The sequence below is a fragment of the Kitasatospora purpeofusca genome, from assembly GCF_000718025.1.
Taxonomy (GTDB): domain Bacteria; phylum Actinomycetota; class Actinomycetes; order Streptomycetales; family Streptomycetaceae; genus Kitasatospora; species Kitasatospora purpeofusca.
Genome location: NZ_JODS01000063.1, coordinates 1 through 9,179 on the forward strand (window position 1 = coordinate 1; position 9,179 = coordinate 9,179).

At 71.5% G+C, this 9,179-nt stretch carries 12 protein-coding genes; 1 reads left to right on the forward strand and 11 read right to left on the reverse strand.

Going from position 1 to position 9,179, the window contains the following annotated elements:
* Positions 1–377 precede the first annotated feature (377 nt).
* The 7 genes from IF01_RS0140340 to IF01_RS0140380 form a co-directional block, all read right to left on the reverse strand.
* A complete protein-coding gene (locus IF01_RS0140340) occupies positions 378–1,067 on the reverse strand; it encodes an Lrp/AsnC family transcriptional regulator (protein WP_051757196.1) in 690 nt (229 codons plus the stop codon).
* A 64-nt stretch (positions 1,068–1,131) separates the two neighbouring features.
* Positions 1,132–1,590: a hypothetical protein gene (locus IF01_RS0140350; RefSeq protein ID WP_030398614.1), complete on the reverse strand. Its 459-nt coding sequence runs from the start codon at positions 1,588–1,590 to the stop codon at positions 1,132–1,134.
* Between the two features lie 208 nt (positions 1,591–1,798).
* On the reverse strand, positions 1,799–2,002 hold the full coding sequence (locus IF01_RS0140360) for a hypothetical protein (protein WP_030398615.1): 204 nt from the start codon (positions 2,000–2,002) through the stop codon (positions 1,799–1,801).
* Between the two features lie 71 nt (positions 2,003–2,073).
* Positions 2,074–2,514, reverse strand: coding sequence for an NUDIX domain-containing protein (locus IF01_RS0140365; protein ID WP_037783063.1), 441 nt, complete (start codon positions 2,512–2,514; stop codon positions 2,074–2,076).
* A gap of 37 nt (positions 2,515–2,551) precedes the next feature.
* Positions 2,552–2,788, reverse strand: coding sequence for a hypothetical protein (locus tag IF01_RS0140370; RefSeq protein WP_030398617.1), 237 nt, complete (start codon positions 2,786–2,788; stop codon positions 2,552–2,554).
* Positions 2,789–3,417: 629 nt separating this feature from the next.
* Positions 3,418–4,212: a hypothetical protein gene (locus IF01_RS44830; protein ID WP_051757198.1), complete on the reverse strand. Its 795-nt coding sequence runs from the start codon at positions 4,210–4,212 to the stop codon at positions 3,418–3,420.
* Positions 4,209–4,535, reverse strand: a complete 327-nt coding sequence (locus IF01_RS0140380) for a PadR family transcriptional regulator (RefSeq protein WP_037783065.1) — start codon at positions 4,533–4,535, stop codon at positions 4,209–4,211. The genes IF01_RS44830 and IF01_RS0140380 overlap by 4 nt, the downstream gene beginning before the upstream one ends.
* Positions 4,536–4,814: 279 nt before the next feature.
* Here IF01_RS0140380 and IF01_RS0140385 point away from each other — a divergent pair, with 279 nt between their 5' ends.
* Positions 4,815–5,939 (forward strand): hypothetical protein, encoded by a 1,125-nt coding sequence (locus tag IF01_RS0140385; protein ID WP_030398620.1) that lies wholly within the window; start codon positions 4,815–4,817, stop codon positions 5,937–5,939.
* Between the two features lie 23 nt (positions 5,940–5,962).
* On the opposite strand, the gene IF01_RS44835 is transcribed toward IF01_RS0140385, so the two are convergent.
* The 4 genes from IF01_RS44835 to IF01_RS0140405 all read right to left on the reverse strand — a co-directional run bounded on the left by IF01_RS44835 (position 5,963) and on the right by IF01_RS0140405 (position 8,880).
* Complete coding sequence (locus tag IF01_RS44835; RefSeq protein WP_157855500.1) at positions 5,963–6,592, reverse strand: hypothetical protein; 630 nt, start codon at positions 6,590–6,592, stop codon at positions 5,963–5,965.
* A gap of 230 nt (positions 6,593–6,822) precedes the next feature.
* Positions 6,823–7,140 carry a PadR family transcriptional regulator gene (locus IF01_RS0140395; protein ID WP_051757203.1) on the reverse strand — a complete coding sequence of 106 codons (318 nt, stop codon included), beginning with the start codon at positions 7,138–7,140 and terminating at the stop codon, positions 6,823–6,825.
* 367 nt (positions 7,141–7,507) lie between these two features.
* Positions 7,508–8,233 carry a hypothetical protein gene (locus IF01_RS44840; RefSeq protein ID WP_051757204.1) on the reverse strand — a complete coding sequence of 242 codons (726 nt, stop codon included), beginning with the start codon at positions 8,231–8,233 and terminating at the stop codon, positions 7,508–7,510.
* Positions 8,230–8,880: a sigma-70 family RNA polymerase sigma factor gene (locus IF01_RS0140405; RefSeq protein ID WP_030398624.1), complete on the reverse strand. Its 651-nt coding sequence runs from the start codon at positions 8,878–8,880 to the stop codon at positions 8,230–8,232. The genes IF01_RS44840 and IF01_RS0140405 overlap by 4 nt, the downstream gene beginning before the upstream one ends.
* Between the last annotated feature and the right edge of the window lie 299 nt (positions 8,881–9,179).

Below are 9,179 nucleotides of genomic sequence, written 5' to 3' on the forward strand. Positions count from 1 at the left end.
GCCGCGCACCGCACCGCTGGGGTCGTCGCTTCGCGCCGACCCTCCCCAGCGTTCTGATATCACGTCAACTCTGGGGTTTGGGGGGAGGGTTGTATTGGATGGAGTGCTGGCGCTTCGCGTCAGCGTCTAGATCGATTGGTTACTCCGTCCTGGTGGCGATCGATTGGGACGTCCGACTCGTCGGTGGATTGGGTGGTGGTCGCATTCCGGACCGAGCCGGGATTGCGCAGTCCCGGGACTGATCAGGTATGGGAACGCCGGCCAGCCGGTCCTGGTCCGGTGTCAGATGCTGGTGTTCCGGCGGATCCGTACGGCAGGCCGACTCCTCCCCCGCGTCCTGCGTTTTTGGAGCCGGCCTGCCGTACGGATCGGCTGCTTCAGGAGTCGGCGCCGGCCTCGTGTTCCTTGCCCTCGCGATCGGCGGAGATGGCGTTCGCGGTTGGCAGCCCCTTCCAGCCGCAGGTGCAGCGGGAGATGACCGTGTTGTCCCGCTCCGGCCAGTCGTACACCGCGGTCTTGTGGGCCTCGGTGGCCGGTTCGGCCTTGGGCGCGGCGGTGGCTGGCGGGACGGCCGGCTGTCCGTCGGCGGTCGGGTACATCTGCTCGCGAGGGGTGTGCTGGACCAGCCAGGTGCGGTAGTGGGAGCCCTGGCCGGAGGCGACGCGCTTGTGGCGCTCGCGGACGGTGGTGAAGTGGCTGCCGAGTTCCTCGCCGATCTCGCGCCAGGACAGGCGGGCCTCGCGGTCCGGTCCGGCCTCGCGGGCGTAGAGCACCAGCTCTTCCTCGATCGCTGTCAGGCGGGTCATCAGGCGCCTGACGTCGCGCAGCCGGTGCTGGAGCACGCCCTTGCCGACCTCGGTGCCGCTGTGGAGGTCGTTGACGGCGGCGAGGATGGTGTCGGCCTCGTCGGCGATCACCCAGGTGTTGTGGCCGCCGCGGAAGCGCAGGGTGTAGGTGGTCAGGCCGTCGGGCCAGTAGGCGGTGGGGCCGCTGACCGAACTGGGCACGAGGCCGGGCCGGGAGGGGGTGAACGTCTCCTCGGCACGAGGGCGGTCGGTGCGGGTCATGGTGTGCTGTGCCTTTCTGGGGTGAGCCCGGGGCCGGTGGGCCCTGGGCCGGGGTGAGGGATGGTCAGCGGGCGCCGCCGGCGGCGATGGCTGCGGCGAGGGTCTCCCAGCCGTGGTGCCAGGCCTGGTCGAGGGCGTAGGCGCCGTTCATGCCGTGGTCGGCGAGGCGCACGAAGGTGCCCTTGCCGGTGGCGTCGGCGAGCTTGCGCAGGGGTTCGCGCCGGTCGGCGGCGTAGTGGGTGACGGCCGAGATGACGAGGGCGCCGACGACCCGGGCGGGGCTGAGCTTCAGGCCCAGCAGCTTCGAGCCGACAGCCAGCGCGGCGGCCTGGGCGGCGACGTAGGAGGTGACGTGCGCCAAGCAGGCCCGGCGCCCGGCGGCAGTGGACTGGCCTTCGACGTGGTCGTGCTGGCCCTTGGTAGAGGCCTGGTGGTCGTTCTGGACCCAGTGATCCGCGACGTCGGCGGCGACGCGCAGCAGGGCGTAGGAGGCGGCGAAGCGGGCGGCGGTGCTGGTCGTCATGGTCTGGGGTTCCTCTCCTGTCGGATCAGTTGGGGAGTCGGGCCCGGGGCGGCCGGCTGGTTGCGGCCTGTGACGGCAGCCCCGGGGCAGGGTCAGGCGCGGGCGCGCTGTGCGGTCGGGCGGCGGGACTCGCCTCGGGGCTGGTTCGCGGCCTTCTTCGGGCTGTTGCCGCCGATGGCGAGCGCCTGGCTCGGGCCGTCGAGCCAGCTCACTGGACGATCCCGTCGGTGCCGACGTGGTAGCCGACGACCTTGCCGTTGGGCACCTCGGCCAGGGCGGCGCGAGCGGCCTTGCCCGCGACCTGCTCGGCGGTCAGGCCGGGCTGGTCGGTCGTGTCGGCGTAGATGACGGCCAGGCCGTCGCGCCCCGGCACTTCGAGGTTGATCTGGGAGTGGTAGCGCTGGGTTGCCATGAAACTCTCCTTCTCGGTGGTCGCAGCCGGGCAGGACGGCGTGGCCGGGAGGTAGCGGGGACGGTCGGGTACTAGCGGCGGTCGCCGGTCAGGCGCAGGGCGTCGGCCACGATCGCGGCGTGGTCGAAGGCGAGCGGGGGCAGGGCGTCCAGCGGGTGCCAGGCAACGGCGGCGGCGTCATCGCCTGCCACGGCGTCCTGTCCGGAGGCCACTTCCAGGAGGTAGGCGATCGAGACCACCCGCTCGCGCGGGTCACGGTCGGGGGCGTCGTACGCGCCGATCTGCGTCAGTTCCTCCGGCATCGCCACGATGCTGGTTTCCTCCTCCAGCTCGCGGGCTGCTGCTGCCTGGGAGGTCTCGCCCTCGTCCACGTAGCCGCCCGGCAGGGCCCAGCTCCCCTTGTACGGGTCATCTGCGCGCTGGATCAGCAGCACGCTGCTGCTGCGGATCACCACGGCGTCGGCGGTGAGCCACGGTTTCTCGCTGCCCCAGGGGTTGGTGGTGTCAGTCATGATTCGGTCCTTTCGGGTGCTGTGGTGCGGGGCGGGGTCAGGCGCGGGTGCGCCGTCCGGTCGGGCGGCGGTTGAATCGGGTCCACAAGGCGTCGGTCCCGGCCCGCAGGCCGAGGTAGGCGATCAGTGCCGAGCTGGCGGTGACGGCGGCGAGCATGACGCGGTTGTCGCTGTCGACCGGGGCCCACAGGAGGACGGCCAGCGTGATGGCGGCGGTCAGGATCTGGATGGCCTTGTCGGTGGTCTTGCGGACCTTGCGCGGCATCTTCGCCATCGGGGGATTCCCTCTCTCGCTGCCGTAGGGTTTCCCCTACATCTCCTAATGTAGGGTCAGCCCTACAGGAGGCGCAAGGGGACTTCCATGATTCTTTGCGGGACTGCGGAATCCCGGGACTGCAAGTGAGAATGACTGGGCTTTCGAGCGCTCGGAGCGCGCCTTAGCCCTCGCGTTCCGGGCGGCCCCCTTGCAGCCCTCTCCTCGGCGGACTTCGCCATGGATCTCTCCCGTCGTCCATTGATCGATGCGGCCTTGGACCCGCTGGTCACCGCCGCCCTGGACGTCGAGGCCAGCGAACGGCGCATCCATGCCCTCGCTGGCTGGGGTCGGGCCACCATTCGCAAACGTCGGCCAGCCGGGACCGCGAGCTGACTTCCTCCCTGAGGCGCCCTCGCCTCGGCGGTCGGTGACGACAGTGGCCACATCTTCGGCATCACGTACACGAGCAGTGTTCAGGGGGAAGAGGTGTCCGGTTGAGTGGCCCGACATCGCTTCTGCTAGCTCAGGACTGCGGGACCGCGCAGTCCCGGGACTCTGTAGACAGGAGGGGCCGGTTTTTCGCGGGGCGGCCTTGTGAAAGTGGAAGGGCCCCTCGGTGAACCGCGGGGCCCTTCGTGGAGTGCCGGCTACTCGTCCGGCTGCGTCTCCCGCGTTCGGGAGGCGAGCTCGACTGCGCGCACTCGCAGCAGCCATCGGCTGAGGCAGTAGAGCCCGGCCCCGGTCACGCCGCAGGCCTGAACGCCGTCGGTCAGCAGCTCGTGGAGGCCGCCGGTGGCGTCGATGTACACGGCCTGCGTGCCGACCAGCGTGGTGATGGCCGTCCGGACCCGGGAGGGGGCGGAGAGGATCCAGTCGACCGGTGCCCACAGGGGGCGGCTGAGGTCGTGAAGTCGCAGTCGCAGGGCGGCGACCACGAATCCGAGGGCGAGGGCCATGCGCTGCCGGCCGTTGAGGGCGAGCCCGTCCTCCGGGGCCCCGGCCAGGTCCGCGAGCCACGACGTCCGCAGGTGTGCGCGCCGGGAGCCGGCGACCCAGGCGGCGAACCCGGTCAGGTGGCGGCCCCTGGAGGCAGACGCGCTGTCGAAGTCGTCGTCGTAAGTCCCCTCGTTGAGTTCGCGGAGGACGACCTCGAGGACCTGGTCGCGGACATCGGAAGGAAGGTCCAGGATCGCCAGCCGCAGCTCGGTCTGGGCTGACTCGAGCTCACTGACCAGACGATTGATCTGAAGGCTGGAGGGCCGAGTGCGGGACCTGCGGAGTGTGGTGCCGTGTCCGGGCGCCCGCCTGATCGTACGTCGCTGCGGTTGGATACTCGCCCAGGTGAGGAGGACTTTTCGGTAGCCGACCGTCCTGTGGAGGGCGACCAGAGTCTTGATCTGCTCCGTGTAGGCCTTGCGGAGCTCGTGCTCTTCGGGTGTCACGCGGCACCGCCAGCGAGGCCCTTGAGGCCGAAGGTCGTGCGTCGTCGTGAGGCGCGTTCACGCAGGGCTTCGGAGGCCCGGTGCCTGCCGGTGGAGGTGAGTTTGTAGAAGCGGCGGGCGGGTCGGCCGGGGTGGGGGGTGGTCTCGGGCCAGGCCTCGATCCAGCCGAGGTCGGTGAGGCGTTCGAGGATCGGGTAGACGGTGCCGGAGCCGAGGTCGGCCTCGCCGCAGATCCGCAGCCCCCAGGCGGGGTCGGCGTCGTCGGCGGCGAGCAGCACCTCCAGTACGCCGATGGTCGGCTTGGTGAGCCGTGGAGTTGTCATGACGTCAGTGCAGCACAAACCCTGACCATATGTCGAATACGACACATGATCTCGGGTGTCCTGGTGCGCGGCTCCGCCGTCCGGTGATTCCGGGATCCCGGAATCACGGTTCCAATGCGTGGCCGCGCCCGGACCCCTTCCCCGCGTCGTCCCGTCCCGCGCCCCACCGCAGGCGGGCCTTCCCCGGACTCCGCCTCGTACCAGGCGATCGCCGGCCCCGAGGAGCCCGGCGGAGGACGCGTTGTACGCGCCGGTGGCGGATGTGCCACGGTCTTCCCCATGACCCAGCGCACCACCCCGCCGGCCCGCTCCCGCAGGACCGCGGCGCTGACCGCCGCCGACCTGCCCGTCACCGTGCCGCTGCTCACCGATCCTGTCGGCGAGACCACCTTCTCCTTCCTCCACCGCACCGCCGCGGCCAACGGCCTCGACACCTTCCGGCTCCTCAAGGCCCTGCACGCCGACCGCTCGGGTCGGCCCGAAGCCGGGGCGGTCCCCGGCCTGCACGAGGCCCGTCTCACCCCGGCGGCGCTGGAGAAGCTCACCTCTCTCACCGGCCGCACCGCCGAGGAGCTGAACCGCGCCCTGCCCACCACCCGGCCCCCGCACCTGCTGGACGGGCCGACCGCCGCCGTGCGCCTGACCGCCTGGCCGGACGAACCGGGCGGGGCCCCGCTGCCCGCCTGCCAGCTGTGCCAGGAACCCGGTGCATGGCTGGTCCCCGACGGCCGCCGCTGGGGACCCTGCCCCTGCGCCCGCCGCTGGACCACCGGCGACGACCGGGGCCACCTCCTCGACACCACCCCTTTGCCCGAACTCGCCCGCGCCCGCCTGCGCCACCGGGTCCTCGTGGATGGACACGGCCCCGCCGGCGACGCCCTGGTCGCCGACGCCCACCAGGTCGCCCTGTGGTGGTGGACCGCCCGCCAGGTCGGTCACGACACCTGGCGTACCCGTGAGGACGCCCTCGGCCAGGCCCGCCACCGCCGCCGCGCCGCCCCCGCCGCCGTCTACCCCGAGACGCTCGCCCTCGCCGAGCTGATGGACCGCTGGGAACAGCAGCGCGCCACCCGCCGGGCCCGCCCGGACGCTTGGCTGAAGACCGTCGCCACCAGGTTCAAGACGCCCGGCATCGCCGAGGGCGCCCGCCAGGCGGAGCCGCTGCACCTGTGGCTGGAGCTCCACCCGGCCACCACCTCGGCCCCACAGCGCTGGGACCAGCTTCCCGCCCTCCACCACCCCCCGCGGCACACAGGCCTGTTCGCGACGAACTCCTGCCTCCGATGGACCTTCGGCCGGCCGCTCACCAGCACCAGCGACATCTGCCCGTACTGCGCAGGCCAGGAGCCCAGCTGCCGGTGGGCACCGGCCGACGACTGCCCGCAGCGGCCCGGGGCGGCCTGAGAGCCGGCCCCGGGCCGGAGTGGTCACTCTTCGGTGCCGGTGTCCTCGCGGACTCGGGCCCGGGCTTGTGAGGCGAGTTCTACGCCGCGCACGCCGCGCAGCCACTGGGTCAGCCCCCAGAGGGAAGGCCCGGCGAGGGCGCAGGTCTGGACCCCGGTGGTCAGCAGTTCGTGAAGGCCGCCGGTGACGTCGATGTAGAGGGCCAGAGACCCGATGACGGCCGTGACCGCGGTCGCGGACCGGGACCTGCTGGCGATCACCCAGTCCACCGGCCTCCACGCCGGTCCCAACGTGTCGTGCAGGCGCAGCCGCACGGCGGCGACCAGGTAGCCGGAGACCATGGCAGCCTGGTGTCGGCCCGAGGGGACTAACAGGAAGTCCGGGGCCCCGGACAGGTCCGCTATCCAGGCCTCGGTCAGGTGGGTGCGGCGTCGTCCGGCGACCCGGCCGGCGACCCGGGCGAACTGGTGGGCACGACCGGTGTTGGCGGGCGTGCGCGGGTTCGAGCCGCCGTGGAAGGCCAGAAGATCGAGGATCTCCGGGAGGAGGTCTTCTACTTGCTGGTAGATCTCGGGTTTGGGACCGATCGGGCCGTAGGTCGCATCGTTGATCACGAACAGCATCTGGAAGCAGCCGTCCGCGTCGTCCAGCATGGGACGGACCGTCTCCTGGAGGGCGGGCTGCTCCCTGCAAGCCATGCGCGCGAGGTCTCGGGATCCGGGGCGTACGCGGGTGATGAGGTCGGCGTACAGGTCGGGATCCGCAGACTTGATCGCGCGGTCCGCGGTGCGGAGCGAGTCGAACGCCTGGTCGGCGAAGATCGCGCGGAGGGTCCGTAGCTGTGCGGCAGTCAGCTGCCGGAGCGGCCATTCGGTGGGGGGTGTCACAGTGTTCCCCCTGCGAGCCGCGGGGGGCGGCGCAGGCGGCCCGCGTGGGCGTCCAGGGCCTGGGAGGCAAGCAGGCGCCCGCTGGGAGTGAGCATGTAGAACAGCCGGGCCGGACAGCCCGGGTGCGAGGTGGCTTCCGGCCAGGACTCGACCCAGCCCAGGTCGGTGAGGCGTTCGAGGATCGGGTAGACGGTGCCGGGCCCGAGGTCGGCCTCGCCGCAGATCCGAAGTCCCCAGGCGGGGTCGCCGTCCGCCGCGGAGATCAGGGCGTCGAGCACTCCGAGAGTCGGCTTCGTCAGCCGTGGAGAAGTCATGGGCGCAGTTGAGCACACGATCTGACCATGTGTCGAACTCGATACTTGCGGATGCTGAACCGGCAGGTCAGAAGCCATTCCCGGTGTTCCGCAGTCCCGGGACAGCGGAACCGGATCGCCTCCCGGCCTTCTTCCCGGCGTCCTGCCGACGGGGGTGTCAGGGTCCCGGGATCCCGTCGTCCCGCAGGTGCGGATTCCACCGGAGGGACGACGGGAGGGGGCCGGGCCCCGCAGGGCGGCTCGGTGAAGGCCGAAGGGCCCTCGGCGAACCTGGGGGTCTCTTCGTGGGGTGCCGGTTACTCGTCCGCCCGATTCCTGTGCGTCCGGCGGGCGAGTCCGACTGCCTGGGCGGGGCCCTCACGTCTGCTCACCTGTGGCTGGTGAACGCGGACAGTGTGTCGGCCAGGCGCTGGTCGGGCAGGCCGGCGATGCCGTCCGCCTCTGCTCCCGCGTCCCGGTGGATCAGGCGCTCGATGGCTGCGAGAAGGTCGACGTCCGGCTGCGCGGCGGTCGTGCCGTAGGCGTCCGCGTTCTTGGTAAACAGGGAGAGCAGCCGGAAGTAGTTGTCGACCGGCGGCAGACTCGGGCGAATGGTGTCGGCGCTGTCGTTCTCCCGGGTGGGCACGGTGGCCCGTTCGAACCACTCCTGGGCCTCGCTGAGGTCGCCGTGGTGGAGGCTGTACAGGTACAGGGAGTAAGCGGCTGTGCGGTTGTCGGCGCCGGCGGCGTACCTCCACCAGAAGTTCGCGCTGCGCGGATGCCCGGTGAGCAGCAGCAGGCATCCGAAGACGAGGGCGCCGTCGCCGCCCTCGCCCGTCTTGGCGAGGAAGGAGATCTGGCGGGGGGCGTCCGCGCGGTTGATGACCCAGCGCGAGAGGGAGTTGAGCTTGGGCCAGGCGGCGGCCTTCGCCTCCCACCAGCCGGGCTGGTCGTAGGTGCCGGCGCCGAAGTCTGTGTAGTCGCTGGCCAGACGCCGCAGGCCTTCGGCCTGCCAGCCCGGTCGGCGCGGGGCGCGCCGGGCACGGGCGGCCGCGCCGGCGGCGGCGAGCATGGTGTCGAGGTCGAGTGGGGCGTCGGTTCCCTTGTCGATCACCTGGTCTCCTTCGTGGGGCGGGGCCGCTGGGGCCGGGTGCGGGCGGTCGCGGCGTCTTCCAGCAGGGGGCGGCCGAGGGTGCGGCTCAGCTGCTGGCGGGCGCGGCGGTGGTGGTGGTCGACGGTCACCGGCCTGATGCCCAGCAGCCAGGCGATCTCCTCGCGGCTGCGCTCCATGAAGTGCTTGAGCACGATCACGTCAAACTGGCGGGGCGGGAGCTGAGCTATGGCCTGGCGCAGGTCGTCGGGCTCGCGGGAGAGCTGGACACGGCTGCGGACCATGGCGTGGCCGAAGGTCATCTTCCAGAAGAAGGAGGGGGAGCCCGAGGGCTTGGCCATGCGGCGCTTCTCGTAGGCGACGGCGGCGCGCAACACGTCCCAGGCGGCTTCCATGAAGTCGCGCTCGACGAGCATGTCGTCCCAGGTCACCAGGATGTAGAGGAAGACCTCGTGGATCAGCTCCCAGGCGGCGCCGCTGTCGTTGAGGCCGATCTCGGCGTAGTCCAGGTAGGTCTCGCTCTGGACGAGGTAGAAGGCCTCGAACTCGAGCGGCAGGCTGTAGGCGCGTGGGGCCTGCCAGGGCGGGGCGTCCCAGTCCGACCAGGCGTCGGGGCCGGTGCCGGTGGAGAAGACCTCGCCGCCGCTCATGCCGCACCGCCGGTGCAGTCGCGGTGGCCGGTACTCGGATCCGGCGGTCCGACGCGGGTCGGGCGCCCGGCCCGCGCGGCGTCGGGGCGGCCCTGCGGGTCCGCCTGGAGTCCAAGGCCAACGGTGGTGTTCAACTTGCCTCAATTCACTCAGGGCAGGGGAGCGATACGTCCGGCTGGCACCGGACGCCTCGTCAACCAGCTACTGAGGCTTTCAGGGTGGAGTCGGTGGGGTGAGTCGCAGGCCGGTGCCGGCCAGGCATCCGTCGATAAGGGCGGGTCGAAGTTGGATGTGCCGTA

Excerpts from the sequence above, each read along its gene's own strand:
- IF01_RS0140340 (WP_051757196.1), bottom strand. The coding sequence starts at position 1,067 with ATGACCCGCACCGACCGCCCTCGTGCCGAGGAGACGTTCACCCCCTCC.
- IF01_RS0140350 (WP_030398614.1), bottom strand. The coding sequence starts at position 1,590 with ATGACGACCAGCACCGCCGCCCGCTTCGCCGCCTCCTACGCCCTGCTG.
- IF01_RS0140360 (WP_030398615.1), bottom strand. The coding sequence starts at position 2,002 with ATGGCAACCCAGCGCTACCACTCCCAGATCAACCTCGAAGTGCCGGGG.
- IF01_RS0140365 (WP_037783063.1), bottom strand. The coding sequence starts at position 2,514 with ATGACTGACACCACCAACCCCTGGGGCAGCGAGAAACCGTGGCTCACC.
- IF01_RS0140370 (WP_030398617.1), bottom strand. The coding sequence starts at position 2,788 with ATGGCGAAGATGCCGCGCAAGGTCCGCAAGACCACCGACAAGGCCATC.
- IF01_RS0140380 (WP_037783065.1), bottom strand. The coding sequence starts at position 4,535 with ATGACAACTCCACGGCTCACCAAGCCGACCATCGGCGTACTGGAGGTG.
- IF01_RS0140385 (WP_030398620.1), top strand. The coding sequence starts at position 4,815 with ATGACCCAGCGCACCACCCCGCCGGCCCGCTCCCGCAGGACCGCGGCG.
- IF01_RS44835 (WP_157855500.1), bottom strand. The coding sequence starts at position 6,592 with ATGCTGGACGACGCGGACGGCTGCTTCCAGATGCTGTTCGTGATCAAC.
- IF01_RS0140395 (WP_051757203.1), bottom strand. The coding sequence starts at position 7,140 with ATGACTTCTCCACGGCTGACGAAGCCGACTCTCGGAGTGCTCGACGCC.
- IF01_RS0140405 (WP_030398624.1), bottom strand. The coding sequence starts at position 8,880 with ATGAGCGGCGGCGAGGTCTTCTCCACCGGCACCGGCCCCGACGCCTGG.